The organism is Achromobacter xylosoxidans A8, from assembly GCF_000165835.1.
GTDB classification, from domain to species: domain Bacteria; phylum Pseudomonadota; class Gammaproteobacteria; order Burkholderiales; family Burkholderiaceae_B; genus Achromobacter; species Achromobacter xylosoxidans_B.
This window is the reverse complement of sequence record NC_014640.1, coordinates 6,159,554-6,181,150: the sequence shown is the minus strand read 5'-3', so window position 1 is coordinate 6,181,150 and position 21,597 is coordinate 6,159,554. Positions and strand designations below refer to the sequence as shown.

Sequence of the window (21,597 nt, the reverse complement as noted above, 5' to 3'; positions counted from 1 at the left end):
GCTCCACACCGCAACCTGTCGGGAGGATTACTTTCCTGTAATGTTCGGCGCCCGGGCCAGGGTGAAGCCGACTTCGGTGCCCTGTCCGCCGCAGCGGGCGAACGCGTTGCCGCCGTGCATGCGGGCGATGGCCCGGACGATGGCCAGGCCCAGGCCGTGCCCGTCGGCGCGCCGGCTGCGCGCATCGTCGCCTCGGTAGAAGCGGTCGAAGATGCGCGGCAATGCCTGGGCCGCTATCGGCGCGCCGGGGTTCCGCACCCTGATTTCGATCTCATCCTGCCGGGTGACGCAATAAAGGTCGATGCCGCGTCCCCGAGGGGTGGCCCGGATGGCGTTGCTGAGCAGGTTCGCGATGGCGCGCCGCAGTAGCCGCGGGTTGGCCATCAGGACGGCGCCGCCGTGCGCCGCCAGGGAGACGCCGGCATCGTCCAAGGCGGCCTCGTAGTACTCGGCCACGCGGGCGACCTCCTGGCGCACGTTCACCTCTTGCAGGTCTCCCGCCGGTTCGCCGCCGTCGGCGCGGGCCAGGAACAGCATGTCGTTGACCAGGGCCTTCAAGCCTTCCAGCTCTTCCAGATTGGATTCCAGCACCTCGCGCAGTTCCTGCTCGGAACGCGGAGATGACAGGCTGACCTCGGCGCCGCTGATCAGCGTCGCCAGCGGCGTGCGCAGTTCATGGGCCACGTCGGCGTTGAAGCCCTCCATCTGCTGGTAGGCCGTCTGCACGCGGCCCAGCATGCCGTTGAAGGTATGGGTGAACTCGCGTAGCTCCCGGTCGATGCCCTGTTCCGGCAGGCGCACCGCAAGATTGTCCGGCTGGATGCGGGACGCCTGTTGGGACAGGCGGCGGATCGGCGACAGGGAGCGCCGCACCGCCCATGCAGACAGCACCACGGTGGCGCCGACCCAGACTACGCAGATAAGGACCAGCGCGGTGGCAAAGGCATACAGGAACTGCGTGCCGGGACGCAGGTTCACGGCCACGGTGAGCTCGGCGCCGGGCAGCAGCGCACCTTCCAGCGGCACGCGCAGTCCGCGCATGTTCCAGCCGTCCTGCGTATGCAGTCTGATCTCGCGCCCGGAGAGCGGCCGGATATCCACGGGCGGCGCGTCGCCGTAGAACACGCTGCCGTCCGCAAGCGTGATCCAGGTCTTGAGGTTGCCGTGGCCGACCATGATGTTGTCCAGCGCGCCGCGCAGATCCTGCATCTGCGCTAGCGTGGCCTGCATGCCGATGAGATGGTTGATGAGCTCCAGCTTGCCTGCCACCTCAGTCATTTCCTGACGCTGAACCTCGCGCTTCAGCGCCCAGAACAAGGTGCATCCGGCAATGCTGGACACCACCAGGGCGATGACGCCGAGCAGCAGCGTGAGCCGGATTTCGATGGACGCGATGCGGGGCAGCTTCATTTTTCGCGCAGCTCCAGCACATAGCCCATGCCGCGCACGGTATGCAGCAGCTTGGTCTCGAACGGGTCGTCGATCTTCGCCCGCAGGCGCCGCACGGCCACCTCGATGACGTTGGTGTCGCTGTCGAAGTTCATGTCCCAGACCTGCTCCGCAAGCACGGTCCTGGACAGCACCTGGCCATGGCGCCGCAGCATCAGCGTCAGCAGCGTGAACTCCTTGGCCGTCAGGTCCAGGCGCATGCCGCCTCTTTGCGCCTTGCGCCGCGCCAGGTCCATCTCCAGGTCGGCGAGTTTGAGCAGCGTGGATTCCTGCCCGCGGCCGCGGCGCAGCAGCGCCTGGATCCGCGCCAGCAGCTCTGAAAACGCGAAGGGCTTGACGAGGTAGTCGTCCGCGCCACCCTCCAGGCCGCGTACCCGGTCTTCCACTTTGTCGCGGGCGGTCAGCATCAGGACGGGCGTCTGCTTGTGCTTGCGCAGGTCCGCCAGCACGCCGAAGCCGTCGACGCCGGGCAGCATCACGTCCAGCACCACTACGTCGTAGTCGCCTTCGATGGCGGCGTGCCGCCCGTCTATGCCGTCGCGGGCGACGTCGACCACGTAGTTGTGTTCGGTCAGTCCTTTGCGGACGTAGTCCGCGAGCTTTCTTTCATCTTCGATCAAGAGGATACGCATGGGGCGCCTCGCTTTCCTTGCACAAATGTAATGAGTCGGTCCGGCTTCTGTAATTGCCGACTGCGTAGAGTTCAGCGTGTCGGCCAAGTTCCCGCTTGGCGGCGCTGAAACACAAGGAGCGATCCGTGAGTGCTCGAAAATCTATCTCGAAGAGCTTTGAAACGGCCAACGATGAAATCGGCGTTGCGGCGCATTATGCACCCTGCGTGTGGAAATGTGCGCAGCAGTTCAGGCGGATACTGGCCGATGTCGCCGGTCCGTCCGGCGCCTGAACCGGCGCTCTGCGATGAGAATCCTGTACACCAATTTCCATCGCGGCGATGGCGGCGGGCATACCACCTATGTGCTGTCGCTGGCGGGCGCGCTGCGCGACGCGCACGATATCGTCGTGGCCGCGCCGCCGGGAAGCCGCTTGTTCAAGGCGGCCTCGGCGATGCCTGGCGTGCGGGCCGAGGCGCTGGATTTCCGCGGAGGCATGCTGGCCGCGCTGCCCAACGCTCGCAGGCTGCGTCGGCTGCTGCTGCAGGAGCGATTCGACGTCGCGCACGTCAACGGCTCGGCCGATCATCGCGTGTGCATGCTGGCAGGCCTGGGACTGGGGGCCGACAGCCCCGCGGTGGTGTACACCCAGCACAATGACCGGCCCCCCAACAGCTTCGGCGCGCTGCTGCGCGCGCGCATGGCGACGGACCTCGTCATCTGCGTGTGCGAGCATACGCGTCGCAGACTGATGGGCAGCGCATTCGGGCGCTGCGCCTTGCGCACGGTGCGCAATGGCGTGGACGTGGAACGGTTCAGGCCGCAGGCAGAGGAAGCCGTGGCGCAAGCCCGGCGCCGCTGGCTGTCCGAGGCGCATGCGGGCCGCCTGGTGGTCGGCAGCAACGCTGGCACTGCGGACTACAAGCGTTGGATGGACATGGTCGAGGCCGTGTCGCTGCTGCCGGCAAGCCAGCGCGAGCGCATCGTCGTCATGATCGCAGGCAAGCTGCCTGAGGAGCCGCAACGCCGGCGCGTGCGTGAGCTGGGCATGGAAGATCAGGTCATCTTTCCGGGCTTGCTGGACGATGTCCGGTCGTTCGTGGCCGCGCTGGACCTGGGATTCGTGCTGTCCTCGGAGATGGAGACCATCTCGTTCGCCTGCCGGGAGATGATGGCCATGGGCGTGCCGGTCATCGTCAGCAATGCCGGCGGGCTGGCCGAGAACGTGCACGCGGGATTGGACGGTTGGGTGGTTCCGGCGCGCGCGCCGGAGGCCGTGGCGGATGTGCTGCGCGAGATCCTGGCGCAGCCGCAACTATTGGGTCCGATGGGACGCGCGGCCCGGGAAAAGGCCGTGCGGGATTTCGCCTTGTCGCGCTTCGTGGCGGACACGCACGCGGTCTACCTGGAGGCGCTGGCGCAGGCCCAACGTCCGTTGCGGCTGGCCTGAAAGGCAACGACCGCTCGTCAGACCATCGATTTTCCACTGCGCCTGGCCGCGCGTATGTCCTGCCACAGCGTCGCGCACAGCAGGGCCAGGATAAGGGCGGAAATGGCGGGCCACACCAGGAAGTAGAACGTCAACCACATATCAGTCTCCTTGTTGCTTGAGGAATGTTCAGCCTTGGGCCGGCTGGATTTCGGGCCGTTGGGCGGGCGCCGCCGACATGGCTTCCTGCGCTTCCTGGAAGGACGTCACGCGCTCTGCGAGCAAGCTGAAATCGAAGCGTTGCTTGCTGAGCAGGCTCAGCCCGGCGCAGACCGTGGCGCTGACGCCGTAAGCGGTCAGCGAGCCCATCAAGACGATGTATTCGCGCAGGGTGCCCACGAAAACAGGCAGCATGACGAGCATGCCCGCCGCGCCCACGGCAAGGGCCGCGGTGCGGCCGAAGAAGCCGAACGTCATGAGGCCCAGCACCACGCCGCCGCCGATGGCCGAGCAGATTTCGAAGAACACGGCGAGCCCGCCAGTGATGGGCAGCAGTTCGAAACGCACGATGCTGAACAGGACCACGGCGCTGAGCACGGCGCTGACGAATGCGCGGTTGTCGACGCGGTCCCAGTAGAAGCTGGCGATGACGGGAAAGACGATGGCGCCCCACAGCGCGCCGACGAACACCAGCATCACCAGGATGTCCAGGCGCAGGCTGGCGAAGATCACGCCTATCATTGTTGCGACGATCATGGTGCAGCGGCCCCACCACAGCATGCGACGCGGATCGGGGCGGCCGCCGGCCAGATTCTTGGCGTACACATCGGTCATGACGATGGCCGACAGGGCGGCCAGATCGGAATCCGCGGTCGAGGACAGCGAGCCCACCACCAGCAGGAAGAACAGCGCGATGCCGAAGGGCGGCAGATAGGTCGACGCCATCTGCGGGATGATGTTGTTCATGTCGCCGTTGGCGGGTTCCAGGCCGACGAAGAGCGCCAGCAGTCCCAGCATGCCCAGGCCGATCACGACGGCGCCGTAGCCGGCGGTGGCGGTGAGGAAGGTGGGCTTGATCAGGTCTTCGCGCACCGCGAACAGGCGCTGGGCGATGGTCTGGTTGCCGATGGCGTAGGCCAGCACGGCCACGAAGTAGGGGGCGCCCTGTTCCAGGATGGCGCGGGTGGAATAGAAGTCCGCCTGGTCGGCGCTCAGGCGCCACATGTTTTCCGACAGCAGGTCCGGTCCGCCCGCATTGAAAAAGATGAGCGGAATGATGATGACCGCCGCGATGATCATGGCGGCCAGCTGCGCAAAGTCCGTCATTACCGAGGTGCGGAATCCCGACCACAGCGTGTAGGACAACACGCCCAGGCCGGCGATGAGCACGCCCTGGATGAAGGTCAGCGGGCTCAGGATCGAGACCAGCGCGCCGGCCGCGGTGAAGTTCACCATCAGGCTGATGCAGCTGCCCACGATGTTGGAAACCGCCATGATCATCTGGCTGGAGGTGCCATGCCGCGCATGGATGACCTCGGCCAGTGTGTGGGCCTTGGGGGCCACCTGGCGAAAGCGTTTGCCGAAGGGATAGATGAAGAGAATCATCAGCGCGCCCCAGAAGCCATAGTGCAGTGGGCCCGACAGGCCGTACTTGTAGCCCGATGTGGCGCTGGCGTAGAACGATGCGGCCCAGATCCAGGTGGCGATCATGCTGGCGGTGGACAGGCCGAAACCGACCGCGTTGTTCGACACCATGTAGCCGTCTGCGTTTTCGTTCTTCTGGCTGATCAGCAGCGACATGAGGAACGTGGCGCCATAGAAGCCCACGAGCAGCAGGATGGCGGTGGTGCTGGATAGCTGAAAGAATTCTGTCTCTTGCATCGTCTTCGTCCTCTCTCCTTGACAGCGTGTTCATGACGGACAGTCATGGCTGCATGAAGGCCGTTTTTCGCGGGATGCGCAGGGCGGCAAACCCCGATGACGTAGCCGAAACACCAGGCGAGCGGCCGTAGGCGCGATCGCATGCCTGCCCGGCAAGGGCGCGACAAGCACGGGCCTCGGACGGACAGCAAAAAGGCACACCGTATAGGTGTCTTGCTGCCGCATTGCGCAGAACGCTGGTTGCTTTAGACGTTGCTCGATGCGGCGAGCGATGGTCCTGCCTGGTAAGCAGGAAAATTGTTCCGCAGCCTTTACGGCCGGGTTTGGGTGTTTCGGCGTTGCACGCCGGGCCGCTGTGCGCGGCCTTGTGATGGATGCTTTCAGGCGACGTGCGTCGTCTGGCTGCATGCGTAATGAACTACAACAGCGGCCAAGTATAGGGACATACCCCGCTCTAGTCCAGCATGCGTTCATCAGGCGTACACCCGGCGCGAGTGACGGGGCCGCGCTATCGCGCTTCGCATTGGCAAGTATCGCAACACTTAATTGGCCGTGGCGGGCGCGCTTCGATAAGGTGACAGGGTTCACTCAAGCGGCCGTGCCGGCGGCATGGTTGCGCGCAATACCAAGGCGAAACATGACAGACCGCGTATACATCAATGCCGTCGATGCCGACGGCAATCCTCTATCCCTGCATGTGTGCGATGGCCGCATCCTGGCGCTGGGCGCCGAGCCGCTCGTCGCGGGCGGGGCGCAGGTGACCGACCTGCGCGGACACCTGGTGCTGCCAGGCTTTGTCGATGGCCATATCCACCTGGACAAGAGCTTCGTCGGCGACCGCTGGCGGCCGCACCGGCCCGCGGCCAGCCTGCGCGAACGGCTTGCCATCGAAAAGCAGGAACTGGCCGCCGCGCCGCCCATCGAGGGGCGCGCCGATGCGCTCATCGCGCAAGCCGCGGCGTTCGGCACGGTGGCGATGCGCTGCCACGTGGACGTCGACGCCACCACCGGGTTGGGCAATCTGCACGCCGTCATGGCGGCGCGCGAGAAGTGGCGCGGCATCGTCGATATCGAACTGGTGGCGTTTCCGCAGGCCGGCGTGATGTCCTGTCCCGGTACGCCGCAATGGCTGGAAGCAGCCGTGCGTGAAGGCGCCGAGGTCGTGGGCGGAATCGATCCTTCCACCCTGGACGGCGATGCAAAAGGGCAGCTCGATTGCGTGTTCGGCATCGCCGAAAGATTGGGCGCGAAGATAGACATCCATCTGCACGAGCCCGGCGAGCAGGGCGTAGAACAGATTGCGAGGATCGCCGCGCGCACGCGGGCGCAGGGCCTCGCGGGCCGGGTCGCCATCAGTCATGCCTACGCATTGGGCGACGTCGGCCAGCGGGAGCTGGAGGACGTGGCGCGCAAGCTGGCCGAAGCCGGCGTGGCGATCATGACGAATGCTCCGGGCGATCGTGCCTTCCCGCCGGTACTGGCGCTGCTCGCGGCTGGCGTGCGCGTGTTCACGGGCAACGACAACATCCAGGATTGCTGGTGGCCCTATGGCAATGGCGACATGCTGCAGCGCGCGATGCTGATCGGCTACCGCTCGGGCTTCTACACGGACGGCGAATTGCTGACGGCCTTGCATATGGCGTCGCACGCCGGGGCGGAGGTGCTGGGCCTGCAAGGCTACGGCCTGCAGGTTGGCAACGAGGCAAACTTCGTGGCGCTGCCTGCTCCCAACGGCGCGGCCGCGGTCGCCGCCGTGCCTGCGCAGCGCTTCCTGTTCCGCAAGGGCGAACCCGTGGGCGAGGCTGCGCAGGCCTATGCCAACGTCAGGCCGGCGGCGTGACCTGCGCGGCGCGTTCCTCGCAGAAGTCCTGGAGCGCGCGCCGCAGCGCGTGGCCGGCATCGCTGAGCCGGCCACGCGCGTAGAGTGACAGTTGCAGGCCGCGAGGCGCGGGAAATCCTTCCTCGGGCGTGAGCCGCCGGTGTTCGGCCGTGGCGCAGGCGCAAGGCAGCAGACTGATCCCCAATCCCGCTGCGACCGCTGCGCTGAGGCTGGGCAGGCTGGGGCTGGAAAAGCGCACGTGCCAGGGCTTGCCGCTGGTCTCCAGCATGGCGGTCATTTCCTGCCGGTACAGTGCGCCAGACGGAAACGCCACCAGCGGCACGGCGGTATCGGGCGCGGGAGGCGGCGAACTGCGCGCGGTGATCCAGCACAGGGGCTCGGGCCAGTGCGCATCGCAATCGGCATCGACTTCCCATTGCTTGACCAGCAGCAGGTCCAGTTCGCCATCGCGGTAGCGCCGCAGCAGCTCGTGGCTGAGTCCGCCTTCGACTTCCACGCGCAGCCGTGGATAGGCCGCTTCGACGGCGGCAAGGGTGGGCATCAGCGTCGCGCCCATGAAGTCTTCCGGCGCGCCCAGGCGCAGCACCGCGCTGGCCTGCGCGGCGGCCACGCTTTCGCGCGCTTCGTCGGCCAGGCGCAGGATGCTGCGAGCGTAGCCCAGCAGGCGCTCGCCTTCCTCGGTGGGCAGGACATGGCGTTGGGTGCGGTCCAGCAAGCGGCAGCCCAGGTTCTCTTCCAGCCGGATGACGTGCTGGCTGACCGTGGATTGCGTCAGGTGCAGGAGTTCGCTGGCGCGGGTGAAGTTGCCCGTGTCCACGACGGTGAGGAAACTACGCAGCAGGACAGGATCTAGCATTGGAATGTCCACTCGAATCTATCAAGCCAATTAATTTCATAATACTTGGCCCGGCCGCCATACTAGGCGCTTCGCGGGGCGGTCAGCCGATTCGGCCGGCTCCAAGGCTGTTGATCTGGAGGAAGTACTCATGCCTATCTTTCGTGCAGGCCGCATCTGGCTGGCGGCATTCCTGTTGAGCGTGGGAGGCGTGGCCGCGGCCGCCGGTCCAGACTCCGCGCTGCTGACCGCGGCGGGCAATGGCGATGCTGCCCGCGTCAAGCAGCTGCTGGGGCAGGGCGCCGCCGTGGACACGCGCGATGCGGAAGGCAATACGCCGCTGCTGCGCGCGACCCAGGGCAACCACGTCGAGGCCGCCCGTGCCTTGATCGAAGCCGGCGCCAACGTCAACGCGCAGAACGCGATCCGCGACAGCGCCTACCTGCTGGCCGGCGCCCGCGGCTTGCGCGAGATCCTGGCGCTGACGCTGGCGCACGGGGCAGACCTGAAAAGCACCAATCGCTACGGCGGCACAGCCCTCATTCCCGCGTGCGAACGCGGCCACGTCGAGGTGGTGGACATGCTGCTGCGCGCGGGCGTGGACGCGGACCATGTGAACAACCTGGGCTGGACCGGTTTGCTGGAAGCCGTGATCCTGGGCGATGGCGGCGCGCGCCACCAGGCCATCGTCAAGCGCCTGATTGAAGCCGGCGCCGACGTCAATCTGGCCGACGGCAAGGGCGTGACGCCGCTGCGCCATGCGCGCGAGCGCGGGCAGACCGAGGTTGTGCGTCTGCTGGAGGCTGCGGGAGCGAAGGGCTGAGGCGCTTGCGCCGGGCAAAAAAAAACGGGGCTTGAAAGCCCCGTTCTTCATGTAGGGAGCCCGCGTTCGACTCAGAACTCTGCCGGTAAATTTAGCGACATGGCTATGCATTGCCGTATTCGGCGACTTTTTGTCGTAAGCGCAGAGACAGTTACGTGGTTTTACTATTGACGTAGGAAAAATTGTATGGGCGTAATTTTTAACTAGGAAATTATAACTATGGTGATGGCAAACTAGCTTATATAAAATTTGCAAGCCTTTCTCGATTTTTATGAAATGCTCCTCGGAAGTTCATCCAATATCGGGTCAGCTAGATAGTGGGAAGCGATTATGAAAATAAGCGAAGGAGAGCTCCAGATATGGCAGGCTATCGGGTCGGTTCTCGAAGAGGAGGAACCCGCCGAATATGAACTGCTGCCAGATATTGTTGAAACGCGAGGAATGGCCGCTGCAGAAATAGGCAGGCAGCCGGGAGCATTTGACGCCAGCGAAATACCATTGATGGCCGGGGTGCTGTTTGGGGTGGCGGCTCCAGTGATGCAAGCGATCTGGCCGAAACTCTTTGATGCGCTATTGGATGTCGGTAAGGACGCACTGAAAAAGGCGTTGGATCGGCGTGCAGTGCAATCCATGGCACCCGCTATGCCCAGTCGCATTTCCGTATCGGCACAGCAGATCCGTGCAGCCATTGTTCACGCTGCCACTGTACGTAAGCTCAGCCCCCGCACTGCGGAGTCATTGGCCGATGCTCTTATCGCGCAGTTCTTAGGGGCTAGTGATGACGACGCCGGCAAGACTCAATCAACTCCCGCTCGTTGATGACACTAGGATTGGCTTATTGCTTGTGTGGGTATATATCGTCTTGGACGCCACGCAGCAAAGGGATCTGGGCGCGCTCTGGTTGGCTTGGTGGACGGGAAACAGTCACAGAGACCCACAGTGGTCAGTATTGGAAAGCGCGGCGCAAGTAGTGCTGCTGCTGGGCTTGGCAGGGGCGATTGGTTATTTTCGTCTGCGTCGGCTGCTATCCCGAGTCAGACCCAGAAAGTTGGCAGACGTTGATGCCGAATTGGATGCAGGAGCAACGAGCATCGCGCGGGGTTTGGTCAAGCGTAGCCCTCTCTTTCTTGCAACTTCCAGCCTGACAGATACCAATGCTTGCTGCGTTCTAACTTTTCCGAGGCAGTACGTCATCGTCGGGGGAGGGCTCAGGCTGCTATGGAGGAAGGTGCCAGCACAAGCTGCCGGTATTCTCGCGCATGAGTGCATACATTTGGCGAAGCGAGATACTCTACTGCTGATTGGAACGTGGTATACGTTTATTGCATATTGCCTGTTATTGATTATAAATTTTGCCTTGCTCCAAGGATACTTTTGGAGTCAGTTTGTCGAAAAGATGCCCGCATGGAAAGCGGCGGGACTGGATGTGGCCAGAGGGATTGGTCCGAACGCGCTCGTGATAGGAGTGGCGGGCTTTCCCTCGGTAATCAGTGCTTTGGTGATCGGCCTGATCCTACGCCACATGATGCGTTTGCGCGAGTTCATGGCCGACGAGGGAGCGGCACAACATGGCCACAGGCAAGGCATTGTCGATAACCTGGCGCGGCTAGCTCAGGATAAGCCGTTCGCCTTTCGGTTGCTACGTTCGTTCCATCCTTCTGCGCGCGACAGGCTTGAACGGCTTGTGACCGGCACAGGGTGGGGGCGTGTCGATAGACTATTGTGTTTGGCTGCCGGGTTGATAATCGTCAGAGTGGCTTCCTCGTTGCCGCAACCACTAAGTCTTTCCTGTGATGCGCCGAAAAATAACCAAACCTTTTGGAATGATTTAGTTGCCTGCGTGCAGACGGATATGTATTTTTTTCCAGTGCTAGTGTGCTTTTTTGTTATTTTCATGGGGTTGAGTTTTTTGGTTTTTCATCATGCCTATCGGACATTGATGACGCGTCGCGCGCGATGGCGCTATTGGGGCGAAACCGTGCAGATCATGATTGAGGTCTGGGGGTTTGCAACGTTGGGCGCGATCTTGGGTATGCTTAGTTCGAAAACGGTGCTGACGACGGTTGGGAAAATTTTCTTGTTAGGGGCTGATCCGGCGAGGAACAAGGTTGATGTCGCCGTAGGTTTTTCAATTTCCGCCTCGCTCATATTCCTGGTGATGATAATTGCGTGTGGTCTGATGGTGCGGTTTGTAGCCAAGAGACCTATTTCCTCACGGATGCTTCGCCCCATAGGATTTGGCGTGCTAACCCTGCTGGCTTTGGTTTTTTCGCACGGTATTGTTAATTATTTGCCACCCCTTGTGTATGAGTACGCAGGAATTTTTAGATTGAAATCGGTGGAAGGCTGGGGAATTGTTACGAATCCGATCGGAGCTCGATTGCCGTCGTTGCGAGAGATTTTTTTATTCTGGTGTGGATTGGCTTTTCTGACTGTTTTTGCTTCATATGCTTGGGCCAAATTACGCGGTGAAAGAGCGTATTCTCCGAGCGATTTAAACCAGGAGAGATTACTCCCTCATTCGGATTGGCCAGTATGTGAAGTAACTGCTCTTTTACCCGTCGCAAAGCCTCCCTATTTGGTCAGGCCTGGAGGAGGTGCATTCTCAGTCGCTGTTTCTGGCGCAGTCGTCCTGGCATTGTTTTTATTGCCGCTGAAGCCGCAGACATTGGGACCCCCGACCAAGTTCAGCTTCGATTACCCTTACGGCGATAAGGCCGGTGTTCGAGTTTGGGACAAGAATGGTGATGGATCATGGTCTGAAAGATATCCCGATGGGAAAATCTATGGGGTTTTCCGTGAGGCTGGACGAATCCGTCAGGAAGGATGCGTAGGCTCAATTGTTGAGCGCCAGGATTTCCCGACCTTCAAGGTTTTTATTCCTGACAAGGGCTGCAAGAAGATGTGGCTTTGGGCCAAAAGCGGGGAGGGGAAATGGGGGTTCTTAGGGGAAATGGAAAAAATTGATTGAGAGTAGGGCTAAGCTCGTGGTGTGCTGGCGGGCCGAGTCTCCCGCCAGCTCTTGGACTGAAAAAATCAGAAACCCTCGCGCGGCACGTGCACGCGGCCTTCCATCAGTACGCGGGCGCTGCGGCTCATGAGGGCCTTGGTGACCTTCCATTCGCCGTCCACCAGCTTGGCCTCGGCGCCGACGCGCAAGGTGCCCGACGGATGGCCGAAGCAGACGTTGTCGCGTTCACCGCCGCCCGCGGCCAGGTTGACCAGCGTGCCCGGCACTGCCGCGGCGGTGGCGATGGCAACGGACGCGGTGCCCATCATGGCGTGGTGCAACTTGCCCATGGAGAGCGCGCGCACCAGCACGTCGATGTCGCCCTGGCCGATCTGCTTGCCGCTGGAGGAAACGTATTCCTTGGGGGCCGCCACAAAGGCGACCTTGGGCGTGTGCTGGCGGCTGGCGGCTTCTTCGAGCTTCTTGATCAGGCCCATGCGCAGGGCGCCGTGGGCGCGGATGGTCTCGAAGCGCGCCAGCGCGGCGGCGTCGCCGTTGATGTCGTCCTGCAGCTCCGTGCCGCGATAGCCCAGGGCTTCGGCGTCCAGGAAGATGGTGGGGATGCCGGAGTTGATCATGGTGGCCTTGAAGGTGCCGATGCCGGGCACTTCCAGGTCGTCCACCAGGTTTCCGGTCGGGAACATGGAGCCGCCATCGCCTTCCTCGGCCGGATCCATGAACTCCAGGCGCAGCTCGGCGGCGGGGAAGGTCACGCCGTCCAGTTCGAAGTCGCCGGTTTCCTGCACGGCGCCACCGGTCATGGGCACATGGGCGATGATGGTCTTCTGGATGTTGGCCTGCCAGATGCGCACGACGGCGATGCCGTCCCGCGGCACGCGGGCCGGGTCGACCAGGCCGTTGGTGATGGCGAACGGCCCCACGGCGGCCGACAGGTTGCCGCAGTTGCCGCTCCAGTCCACGAAGGGCTGATCGATGGAGACCTGGCCGAACAGGTAGTCCACGTCATGCTCCGGACGCGTGCTCTTGCCGACGATAACGGTCTTGCTGGTGCTGGAGGTGGCGGCGCCCATGCCGTCGATCTGCTTGCCGTAGGGATCGGGGCTGCCGATCACGCGCATCAGCAGCGCGTCGCGCGCGGCGCCGGGCGCGCGCGCGGACTCGGGCAGGTCGTCGAGCTTGAAGAACACGCCTTTGCTGGTGCCGCCGCGCATGTAGGTGGCGGTTATCTTGGTCTGGGGAGCATGGGTCATGGGGCAGTCCTGATGATGGGTATGGGGCGGCGGGCGTTGCGGCGCCCGCCTTGCCGATGACGGATCAGCCGGCCTTCCTGTCGGCGCCGGAGGCTTCCAGGAAGTCCTGGGCGAAGCGCTGCAGTACGCCGCCGGCTTCGTAGATCGAGACTTCCTCGGCGGTGTCCAGGCGGCAGGTCACGGGGACCTGGACGGTTTCGCCGTTGCGGCGGTGGATCACCAACGTCAGGTCGGCGCGCGGCTTGCGTGCGCCGATGACGTCATAGCTTTCGGTGCCGTCCAGGCCCAGCGTCTTGCGGTTCACGCCGGGCTTGAATTCCAGCGGCAGCACGCCCATGCCGATCAGGTTGGTGCGGTGGATGCGTTCGAAGCCTTCGGCCACGATGGCTTCCACGCCGGCCAGGCGCACGCCCTTGGCGGCCCAGTCGCGCGACGATCCCTGGCCGTAGTCGGCGCCGGCCACGATGATCAGCGGCTGCTTGCGGTCCATGTAGGTTTCGATGGCTTCCCACATGCGCATGACCTTGCCTTCGGGCTCCACGCGGGCCAGCGAGCCCTGCTTCACCGTGCCGTCTTCGTTCTTCACCATTTCGTTGAAGAGCTTGGGGTTGGCGAAGGTGGCGCGCTGCGCGGTGAGGTGGTCGCCGCGGTGGGTGGCGTAGGAGTTGAAGTCCTCTTCCGGCAAGCCCATCTTGTCGAGGTATTCGCCGGCGGCGCTGTCCAGCAGGATGGCGTTGGACGGCGACAGGTGGTCGGTGGTGATGTTGTCGCCCAGGACCGCCAGCGGCAGCATGCCGCGCAGCGTGCGTTCGCCGGCCAGCGCGCCTTCCCAGTAGGGCGGGCGGCGGATGTAGGTGCTCTGCGCGCGCCACGCGTACAGCGGGCTGACGGCGGCCTTGCGGTCGTCCTGGATGCCGAACATGGGGGCGTAGACCTTGCGGAACTGCTCGGGCTTGACCGCAGCCTTGACCACGGCGTCGATCTCTTCGTCGCTGGGCCAGATGTCCTTCAGACGGATCTCGCGGCCGCTGGCGTCCGTGCCCAGCACGTCGCGTTCGATATCGAAGCGGATGGTGCCGGCGATGGCGTAGGCCACCACCAGCGGCGGCGAGGCCAGGAAGGCCTGCTTGGCATAGGGATGGATGCGGCCGTCGAAGTTGCGGTTGCCGGACAGCACGGCGGTGGCGTAGAGGTCGCGGTCGATGATTTCCTGCTGGATCACGGGGTCCAGCGCGCCCGACATGCCGTTGCAAGTGGTACAGGCGAAGGCGACGACGCCGAAGCCCAGCTTTTCCAGGTCGGCGGTCAGGCCGGCTTCGTCCAGGTACAGCGACACGGCCTTGGATCCCGGCGCCAGCGAGCTCTTGACCCAGGGCTTGCGGCTCAGGCCGGCGCGGTTGGCGTTGCGCGCCAGCAGGCCGGCGGCGATGACGTTGCGCGGATTGCTGGTGTTGGTACAGCTGGTGATGGCGGCGATGATCACGGCGCCGTCGGGCATCAGGCCCGGTTCGTTTTCCACCACGCCGGAGATGCCGCGTTCGGCCAGGTCGCTGACCGGCAGGCGGCGATGCGGATTGGACGGGCCGGCCAGGGTGCGCACCACGCTGGACAGGTCGAAGCGCAGCACGCGCTCGTACTCGGCATTCTTCAGGCTGTCGGACCACAGGCCCGCGGTCTTGGCGTAGTTCTCGACCAGGGCGATCTGCTCGTCCTCGCGGCCGGTCAGGCGCAGATAGTCGATGGTCTGCTGGTCGATCGAGAACATCGCGGCCGTGGCGCCGTACTCGGGCGCCATGTTCGAGATGGTGGCGCGGTCACCCAGCGTGAGGCTGGCGGCGCCTGCGCCGTAGAACTCCAGGTAGGCGCCCACGACCTTCTCCTTGCGCAGGAATTCGGTCAGGGTCAGCACGATGTCGGTGGCGGTGATGCCGGGCTGGGCGCGGCCGGTCAGCTCCACGCCGACGATGTCGGGCAGGCGCATCCACGAGGCGCGGCCCAGCATGACGTTTTCGGCTTCCAGGCCGCCCACGCCGATGGCGATCACGCCCAGCGCGTCCACGTGCGGGGTGTGGCTGTCGGTGCCGACCAGCGTGTCGGGGAAGGCCACGCCGTCCTGCGTGTAGATGACGGGCGACATCCGCTCCAGGTTGATCTGGTGCATGATGCCGTTGCCCGGGGGCACGACCTCGATGTTGCGGAAGGCCTGCTTGGTCCAGTCGATGAAATGGAAGCGGTCTTCGTTGCGGCGGTCTTCCACGGCGCGGTTCTTGGCGAAGGCGTCGGGATCGTTGCCGCCGTACTCCACGGCCAGCGAGTGGTCGACGATCAGCTGCACCGGCACCACCGGGTTGACCTTGGCGGGGTCGCCGCCCTTGTCGGCGATGGCGTCGCGCAGGCCGGCCAGGTCCACCAGCGCGGTCTGGCCCAGAATGTCATGACAGACCACGCGCGCCGGGAACCAGGGGAAGTCCAGGTCGCGGCGGCGCTCGATCAGCTGCTTCAGCGAGTCCGTCAGCATGGCCGGATCGCAGCGGCGCACCAGGTTTTCCGCCAGCACGCGCGAGGTGTAGGGCAGGCGGTCATAGGCCCCGGGCGAAATCGCCTCGACGGCGGCGCGGGTGTCGAAGTAGTCCAGGCGGGTGCCGGGCAGGGGCTTGCGGTAGTTTTGGTTCATGCCTCGGTGCGCTGCAGGTTGCCCTGCGCGATCTGCTGTTCGATGTTGATACGGGATGCGCGGATGTGGCGGCGCATCAGGATTTCAGCCAACTCGCCATCGCCGTCGGCGATGGCGTCCAGAATGCGGTGGTGTTCGGCGTAAGCCTGCCGGGGGCGGTTGGGCGTTGTCGAATACTGGATGCGGTACATGCGCGCCAGTTGGTAGAGCTCGTCGCACAGCATGCGGAACAGCATCTGGTTGCCGCTGCCCTTGACGATACGGTAGTGGAAATCGTAGTCGCCTTCCTGCTGGTAATAACCCAGTCCGGCCTGGAAGGCCTCGTCGCGCTCGTGCGCTTCCAGCACGGCGCGCAGCTCGGCGATTTCGGAGGGCGGCATGCGTTCGGCGGCCAGGCGGCAGGCCATGCCTTCCAGCGATTCGCGGATTTCGTAGAGTTCGGACAGTTCCTGCTGCGACAGCGACACCACGCGGGCGCCGGCATGGGGCACGCGCACCAGCAGCTTCTGGCCTTCCAGCCGATGTAGGGCTTCGCGCAGCGGGCCGCGGCTGACGCCATGGATGCGGGCCAGTTCGGGCTCGGAAATCTTGCTGCCGGGGGCGATTTCGCCTTTGACGATGGCGGACTGGATCTTGCGGAAGATGTGTTCCGCAAGCGTCTCGTGATCGCCAGGGGCGGCGCCAGGCAGGGTCAGCACCTTGCTCATTGTGTTGACAATCTTTCCGGTTTTAGAGAAAACGGTCAGAAAAAAACGCCGTATGGCGCTGGATTGTCAACAATTTACCCTGATGCCCACCTGGGCGCAAGCCCGGTTGCCGGGGTCGGCAACCGGATGGAACGGGCGCCTAGCGCTTGTGATGCACCTCCTGCAAGCCATAGACCTGCACCGGCACGCCCGCCTGCCGAGCCTTCAGCTGCAGCGACAGGTACTGCGAGTAATGCCGCGATTGGTGCAGGTTGCCGCCGTGGAACCACAGGGCCTGCTGCTGCGTGGGCTTCCACATATTGCGCTGTTCGCCTTCCCAGGGGCCGGGGTCCTTGGTGGTGTCCGAGCCCAGGCCCCAACACTTGCCGACCTTGTCGGCGACGTCGCGGCTGATCAGGTCCGCGGCCCAGCCGTTCATCGAACCGTAGCCGGTGGCGTAGACCACCAGGTCCGCGGGCAGCTTGACGCCGGATTTCAGTACCACGGCGTCGCGGGTCAGGTGGCTGACATCGGTACGCGATTGCAGCTTGATGCTGCCGTCGATGATCAGGTCGCAGGCGCCCACGTCGATGTAGTAGCCGGAGCCGCGCCGCAGGTACTTCATGAACAGGCCCGATCCATCGTCACCCCAGTCCAGCATGAAGCCGGCGTCTTCCAACTTGGCGTAGAAGCCGGCGTCGCGCTCGCGCATCTGCTCGTAGAGCGGGATCTGGAACTGCGCCATGATCTTGTAGGGCAGCGAGGCGAAGGTCAGGTCGGCCTTGCGCGTGGTCATGCCGTTGGCCAGCGCCTGTTCGGAATACAGGCCGCCCAGGCCGATGTCCATCAGGGTCTCGGAACGCACAATGTGGGTGGACGAGCGCTGCACCATGGTGACGTTGGCGCCGCCTTCCCACAGCGCCGCGCAGATGTCGTGCGCGGAGTTGTTGGCGCCGATCACGACCACGTTCTTGCCGCGGTAGGCGTCGGGGCCGGGGTGTTGCGAGGAATGCTGCTGTTCGCCCTGGAATTCGTCCTGGCCGGGGAAGCTGGGGACGTTGGGTTTGCCGGACATGCCGGTGGCCAGCACCAGCTGCTTGGGCCGCAGCGTCACGGGCTGGCCCTCGCGCAGCACCGTGACCTCCCATTCCTGTTTCTGCTCGTCGTAGCGCGCCGATTGGCAGACCGTGGAGGTCCAGTAGTTCAGCTCCATGATCTTCGTGTACATCTCCAGCCAGTCGCCGATCTTGTCCTTGGGCGCGAAGACCGGCCAGTTTTCGGGGAAGGGGATGTAGGGCAGGTGGTCGTACCAGACCGGATCGTGCAGGCACAGGGACTTGTAGCGCTTTCTCCAGCTGTCGCCGGCGCGTTCGTTCTTTTCGATGATGATGGTGGGCACGTCCAGCTGGCGCAGGCGCGCGGCCAGCGCGATGCCGCCCTGGCCGCCGCCGATGATGAGCACATAGGGCTGGGCTTGGTAGCCGAGTTCGGCGGCTTCCTGCTCGCGCTTTTCCAGCCAGGTCTGGCGGCTGCGGCTGCTGCCGTGTTCGGCGCCCTTGGGCCGCCGCAGGCCGCTGGGTTCCTCGTGTCCCTTGAGTTCTGACATGGTGGTCAGTAGGGTCCAGATCTTGCCGTCCTGCACGCGGATGTGGCCGTAGCCGCGGGCTCGGTTGGTCTCGATTTCGATCCAGCCTTGCAACAGGCCGGCCTCTTGCGACACCGTCTCTTTCGGGTCCAGGCTGAAGCGCACCGGTTCCACCTGCGCCAACTGGTGTTGCAGCATGTCGCGTATCTGCTCGTGTCCTTCGAGCGTGCGCAGGTTCCAGGTGAACAGCACCAGGTCGCGCCAGTAGCAGTCGTCCTGGAACAGCGCGGCGACGCCATCGATGTCCTTGTTGCCCAGCGCGGTGTTCAGGCGCGCGAGCACGGCGTCCAGGGCGGCGCCGGCTTGATCGGTCTGCATGTCTAGTCTCCTTGCCCGTGGCGGGCGTCGTTGTCGAGGCGGACCGTGGGACGGTCTGCTGGCGGCCCCGGCCTGTGCCGGCCGGTGGGCGTCGATAACGATCAAGCAATCGGCGTGCCACCCTTGCTGCCCGGGAGGGCGGGGCGGCAGGCCGTGGCGGCGCGCCACACCTGTGGCGTTGGGGTGTGGCGCCTCAGGAGCGCGAGGCCAGGCCGTGGCGCCGCATCTGGCGATGCACGGTGGAACGGTCCAGGCCCAGGCGCCGCGCGGCTTCCGAGACGTTGCCGCCGCAGCTGGCCAGCATGGCGCGCAAGGCGGCCTCTGCCGGGCTGGCAGCGGTTGTTGCCGGTGCCAGCGCGTCGGGCAGGTCGGCGGGTTCGATCACGCCGTTCTCGCACAGCGCGGCGGCCACCGCGATGGCGTTGGCGAGTTCGCGGATGTTGCCGGGCCAGGCGTGCGCCTTCAGCGCCATCAACGCGGCGGGCGCCAGCACGGGGGCGCCGGATTCGTCCTGGTGGCGCGCCAGCAGGCGGGCGATGAGCCATTCCAGGTCGGCGCGTTCGCGCAGCGGCGGCACGGTCAGCGTGGCGGCATTGATGCGGTAATAGAGGTCTTCGCGGAAGCGCCCCTCGCGCACCAGCGTGGCCAGGTCGCGGTGCGAGGCCGACACCAGGCAGAGGCGCACGGCGCGCGGCGCGTTGGCGCCGATGGGCGTGACCTCGGATTCGGCCAGGACGCGCAGGAGGCGGCTTTGCAGCGCCAGTGGCATGTCGCCGATTTCGTCCAGGAACAGCGTGCCGCCGTCGGACTCCTCGATCAAGCCCTTGCGGCCCTTGGTGGCCGCGCCGGTGTAGGCTCCCGGCAGATAGCCGAACAGCTCGCTTTCAATGAGTGATTCGGGGATCGCCGCGCAATTCACGGCGACGAAGCGCCCCGCGCGCTGGCTGCCGTCGTGGATGGCGCGGGCCAGGTATTCCTTGCCGACGCCGGTTTCGCCTTGCAGCAGGAGCGGCAGGCCCTGGCGGGCCAGCTTGGCGGCGCGCGTCAGCATGGCCGCCATGCGGGCGTCGCCGCCGTCCAGGCCGCGCAGCGCGGACGGCGCGCCGCGCACCGCCATGCTGGCGCCGCGCGCCGGCCGGTTGGGTTCGATGGCGTGCGCGAACAGCGCATTGCCGTCGCGGGCCACGATCAGGCGCTGCTGTGGCGCATGGGCGCGGGTGTAGCGCGGCAGGTCGTCCAGTTGCACATCGAAGAAACGGGTGACGGGTTGACCGATCAGGCCGGCGGGATGGCGCCAGTCCAGACCGGCTGCGCGCGCCAGCAATTTGGCGCCGGTATGCGTCATGCCCAGGATGCGGCCGGAGCCGTCCAGCGAGATCGCGGCCTCCGGATCCACGTCCAGGAATTCAGGAGAGCGCGCGAAGCGCAGCACCCATTCATTGCTGGTGCGCGCCATCAGGTTGGCCATTTCGATGCGGCGCGTGGTGCTGGTGACCAGATGCAGCGCCAGGTTCTGGCTGGCTTTCAGGATGGGGGAGCTGAGCAGCGAAATATCCAGCACGGCCGCCAGTTCGCCGTCGGCGCTGTAGATCGGCGCGGCGGTGCAGGACAGCGGCGTGTGGGTATTGTCGAAGTGATCGGTCTGGTGGATGGTGAGCGCTTCGCCGCTTTCCAGGCAGGCGCCCACGGCGCAGGTGCCGGCGCGCTGTTCAGACCATTCCGACCCCAGATAAAGCCCGGCCTTGCGCAGGCTGGCGGTCTGCTGCGCATCGCCCAGGAACTCCACGGTGACGCCCTGACGGTCGGCCAGCAGCAGCACGTAGTTCTGGCCGGCGACCTGGCGGAACAGATGGTCCAGGCCGGATCGCGCAATTGAGATCAGCGCTTCGGACTGCTGGCGGTGTTCGCGCAGCCTGCCGTCCGGCACGATATAGGCTTCGCAGGCCTGGGCGGGGTCCAGCCGGTACTGGTCCAGGCAGCGCAGCCAGCTGCTGACCACGTGCGCGTCGCGCTGCGTGGGCCGGCCCTGGCCGACCTGTTCGATCTCGCGGATATGGGCGGAGTGCAGGGATTCCTGACTAGGCATGTCGTCTCCATGTTGCGCCCGATCTGCGCCGGATCAACGGGCAGCATGCACAGAGGACGACACGCCTGTAAATGCTGGTTATCCAGCATCGGGACGAAAGGGGACGCTACAGGTCGATCTTGACCTTGCCGGCCTGCACCAGCCCCGCCACGTCGCGTATTTCGGCCAGCAACGCCTGTTGCAGCTGCGCAGGCGTGCCGCCGGTGGGCTGGAAGCCCTGCTCGCCCAGCTTGGCGCGCACGGTCTCGGTCTGCAGCGCGCGGTTGATGCCCTGGTTCAGCGCCGCGATGGCGGCCTCCGGCGTGCCGGCGGCGCAATAAGTGCCGAACTGGATCTGCGCGGAGAAGCCGGGATAGCCGCTTTCGGCCACCGTCGGAATGTCCGGATACTTGGGCAGGCGCTCCGGGCTGGTCACGGCCAGCACGCGCAGGCGTCCGCCTTGCAGATATGGTTCAACGGCGGCGACGGTGGCGACCACCACCTGGATCTGTCCGCCCAGCAGGTCCGTCATCATCGGGCCTGTGCCGCGGTAGGGCACGTGCAGCATGTCCATGCCGCAGGCTGCCTGCAGCAGTTCGGTTGCCAGGTGCTGCGGCGTGGCGTTGCCGGGGGAGCCAAAGGTCAGCCCCTTGGGCTCGCGCTTGGCCTGGGCGACGAGTTCGCCCAGCGTCTTGGCGGGCAGGTCGGCGTTGACCGCCACCATGTAGGGCGAACGCGCAATGGGGCAGACGGGCGCCAACTGCTTGAGCACGTCCTCGGGCGGCCTGACGTAGTAACGCACCGAAGGCACCAGCCCGGCGAATAGCAGCACGCTGCCGTCCTTGGCGCCGTTGGCGGTGTAGTCGGCGCCCAGCATGCCGCTGGCGCCAGGCTTGTTTTCGACTACCACGGGCCGGTCGAGCGCGCCTTCCAGCGTGGCCGCGATCACCCGGCCCAGCACGTCGGTGCCGCCGCCCGGCGGGAAGGGCACGATCACGCGCAAGGGGGCTTCACGCGCGCTGGCGGCGCTGCTGACCGCGGCAGCCAGCGGCGTGAGGGCCAGGGCCGCCATGTTTTTCAGGATGGTTCTGCGATTCATGTTGTTTGTCTCCGTATCCAC

Annotated in this window: 16 protein-coding genes; 5 read left to right on the top strand and 11 right to left on the bottom strand. The window is 64.9% G+C overall.

What is annotated here, in order from left to right:
- Positions 1–27: 27 nt before the first annotated feature.
- Together AXYL_RS28425 and AXYL_RS28420 are read right to left on the bottom strand one after the other, a co-directional pair.
- Complete coding sequence (locus tag AXYL_RS28425; protein ID WP_013396340.1) at positions 28–1,410, bottom strand: heavy metal sensor histidine kinase; 1,383 nt, start codon at positions 1,408–1,410, stop codon at positions 28–30.
- The gene (locus AXYL_RS28420) at positions 1,407–2,081 is read right to left on the bottom strand and encodes a heavy metal response regulator transcription factor (protein WP_013396339.1); all 675 of its coding nucleotides are present in this window, start codon (positions 2,079–2,081) and stop codon (positions 1,407–1,409) included. The genes AXYL_RS28425 and AXYL_RS28420 overlap by 4 nt, the downstream gene beginning before the upstream one ends.
- Positions 2,082–2,367: 286 nt before the next feature.
- Here AXYL_RS28420 and AXYL_RS28415 point away from each other — a divergent pair, with 286 nt between their 5' ends.
- Positions 2,368–3,510, top strand: a complete 1,143-nt coding sequence (locus AXYL_RS28415) for a glycosyltransferase (protein ID WP_013396338.1) — start codon at positions 2,368–2,370, stop codon at positions 3,508–3,510.
- 17 nt (positions 3,511–3,527) lie between these two features.
- On the opposite strand, the gene AXYL_RS35365 is transcribed toward AXYL_RS28415, so the two are convergent.
- Positions 3,528–3,650 (bottom strand): putative transporter small subunit, encoded by a 123-nt coding sequence (locus AXYL_RS35365; protein ID WP_013396337.1) that lies wholly within the window; start codon positions 3,648–3,650, stop codon positions 3,528–3,530.
- Positions 3,651–3,678: 28 nt separating this feature from the next.
- Positions 3,679–5,370 (bottom strand): sodium:solute symporter family protein, encoded by a 1,692-nt coding sequence (locus tag AXYL_RS28410; RefSeq protein ID WP_013396336.1) that lies wholly within the window; start codon positions 5,368–5,370, stop codon positions 3,679–3,681.
- Between the two features lie 637 nt (positions 5,371–6,007).
- Between AXYL_RS28410 and AXYL_RS28405 the strand changes: the two genes are divergently transcribed.
- Positions 6,008–7,210: an amidohydrolase family protein gene (locus AXYL_RS28405; RefSeq protein ID WP_013396335.1), complete on the top strand. Its 1,203-nt coding sequence runs from the start codon at positions 6,008–6,010 to the stop codon at positions 7,208–7,210.
- Here AXYL_RS28405 and AXYL_RS28400 read toward each other — a convergent pair.
- Positions 7,194–8,066 (bottom strand): LysR family transcriptional regulator, encoded by an 873-nt coding sequence (locus tag AXYL_RS28400; RefSeq protein WP_013396334.1) that lies wholly within the window; start codon positions 8,064–8,066, stop codon positions 7,194–7,196. The two genes, AXYL_RS28405 and AXYL_RS28400, sit on opposite strands and share 17 nt — an antisense overlap.
- 130 nt (positions 8,067–8,196) lie before the next feature.
- Between AXYL_RS28400 and AXYL_RS28395 the strand changes: the two genes are divergently transcribed.
- From AXYL_RS28395 to AXYL_RS34975, 3 genes are all read left to right on the top strand, one after another.
- Entirely contained in the window at positions 8,197–8,868 is a 672-nt protein-coding gene (locus tag AXYL_RS28395; protein ID WP_013396333.1) for an ankyrin repeat domain-containing protein, read from the top strand.
- A 330-nt stretch (positions 8,869–9,198) separates the two neighbouring features.
- The gene (locus tag AXYL_RS28390; protein WP_041654384.1) at positions 9,199–9,687 is read left to right on the top strand and encodes a hypothetical protein; all 489 of its coding nucleotides are present in this window, start codon (positions 9,199–9,201) and stop codon (positions 9,685–9,687) included.
- Positions 9,647–11,839: a M48 family metalloprotease gene (locus tag AXYL_RS34975; protein ID WP_013396332.1), complete on the top strand. Its 2,193-nt coding sequence runs from the start codon at positions 9,647–9,649 to the stop codon at positions 11,837–11,839. The genes AXYL_RS28390 and AXYL_RS34975 overlap by 41 nt, the downstream gene beginning before the upstream one ends.
- A gap of 65 nt (positions 11,840–11,904) precedes the next feature.
- Here the strand turns inward: AXYL_RS34975 and prpF are convergent, their stop codons facing one another.
- From prpF to AXYL_RS28360, 6 genes are all read right to left on the bottom strand, one after another.
- The gene (gene prpF / locus AXYL_RS28385; protein WP_013396331.1) at positions 11,905–13,089 is read right to left on the bottom strand and encodes a 2-methylaconitate cis-trans isomerase PrpF; all 1,185 of its coding nucleotides are present in this window, start codon (positions 13,087–13,089) and stop codon (positions 11,905–11,907) included.
- Positions 13,090–13,153: 64 nt separating this feature from the next.
- A complete protein-coding gene (gene acnD, locus AXYL_RS28380; protein ID WP_013396330.1) occupies positions 13,154–15,763 on the bottom strand; it encodes a Fe/S-dependent 2-methylisocitrate dehydratase AcnD in 2,610 nt (869 codons plus the stop codon).
- Entirely contained in the window at positions 15,760–16,470 is a 711-nt protein-coding gene (locus tag AXYL_RS28375; RefSeq protein ID WP_013396329.1) for a GntR family transcriptional regulator, read from the bottom strand. The genes acnD and AXYL_RS28375 overlap by 4 nt, the downstream gene beginning before the upstream one ends.
- Positions 16,471–16,609: 139 nt before the next feature.
- The gene (locus AXYL_RS28370; RefSeq protein WP_013396328.1) at positions 16,610–18,412 is read right to left on the bottom strand and encodes an NAD(P)/FAD-dependent oxidoreductase; all 1,803 of its coding nucleotides are present in this window, start codon (positions 18,410–18,412) and stop codon (positions 16,610–16,612) included.
- Between the two features lie 193 nt (positions 18,413–18,605).
- Positions 18,606–20,498, bottom strand: coding sequence for a sigma-54-dependent Fis family transcriptional regulator (locus tag AXYL_RS28365; RefSeq protein ID WP_013396327.1), 1,893 nt, complete (start codon positions 20,496–20,498; stop codon positions 18,606–18,608).
- 106 nt (positions 20,499–20,604) lie between these two features.
- Positions 20,605–21,576 (bottom strand): Bug family tripartite tricarboxylate transporter substrate binding protein, encoded by a 972-nt coding sequence (locus tag AXYL_RS28360; protein WP_013396326.1) that lies wholly within the window; start codon positions 21,574–21,576, stop codon positions 20,605–20,607.
- Positions 21,577–21,597 lie beyond the last annotated feature (21 nt).

Coding starts and splice junctions, on each gene's coding strand:
- AXYL_RS34975 (WP_013396332.1), top strand. CDS start 9,647: ATGACGACGCCGGCAAGACTCAATCAACTCCCGCTCGTTGATGACACT.
- AXYL_RS28405 (WP_013396335.1), top strand. CDS start 6,008: ATGACAGACCGCGTATACATCAATGCCGTCGATGCCGACGGCAATCCT.
- AXYL_RS28360 (WP_013396326.1), bottom strand. CDS start 21,576: ATGAATCGCAGAACCATCCTGAAAAACATGGCGGCCCTGGCCCTCACG.
- AXYL_RS35365 (WP_013396337.1), bottom strand. CDS start 3,650: ATGTGGTTGACGTTCTACTTCCTGGTGTGGCCCGCCATTTCCGCCCTT.
- AXYL_RS28395 (WP_013396333.1), top strand. CDS start 8,197: ATGCCTATCTTTCGTGCAGGCCGCATCTGGCTGGCGGCATTCCTGTTG.
- AXYL_RS28375 (WP_013396329.1), bottom strand. CDS start 16,470: ATGAGCAAGGTGCTGACCCTGCCTGGCGCCGCCCCTGGCGATCACGAG.
- AXYL_RS28410 (WP_013396336.1), bottom strand. CDS start 5,370: ATGCAAGAGACAGAATTCTTTCAGCTATCCAGCACCACCGCCATCCTG.
- AXYL_RS28425 (WP_013396340.1), bottom strand. CDS start 1,410: ATGAAGCTGCCCCGCATCGCGTCCATCGAAATCCGGCTCACGCTGCTG.
- AXYL_RS28390 (WP_041654384.1), top strand. CDS start 9,199: ATGAAAATAAGCGAAGGAGAGCTCCAGATATGGCAGGCTATCGGGTCG.
- AXYL_RS28420 (WP_013396339.1), bottom strand. CDS start 2,081: ATGCGTATCCTCTTGATCGAAGATGAAAGAAAGCTCGCGGACTACGTC.
- AXYL_RS28415 (WP_013396338.1), top strand. CDS start 2,368: ATGAGAATCCTGTACACCAATTTCCATCGCGGCGATGGCGGCGGGCAT.
- AXYL_RS28365 (WP_013396327.1), bottom strand. CDS start 20,498: ATGCCTAGTCAGGAATCCCTGCACTCCGCCCATATCCGCGAGATCGAA.
- AXYL_RS28400 (WP_013396334.1), bottom strand. CDS start 8,066: ATGCTAGATCCTGTCCTGCTGCGTAGTTTCCTCACCGTCGTGGACACG.
- AXYL_RS28370 (WP_013396328.1), bottom strand. CDS start 18,412: ATGCAGACCGATCAAGCCGGCGCCGCCCTGGACGCCGTGCTCGCGCGC.
- acnD (WP_013396330.1), bottom strand. CDS start 15,763: ATGAACCAAAACTACCGCAAGCCCCTGCCCGGCACCCGCCTGGACTAC.
- prpF (WP_013396331.1), bottom strand. CDS start 13,089: ATGACCCATGCTCCCCAGACCAAGATAACCGCCACCTACATGCGCGGC.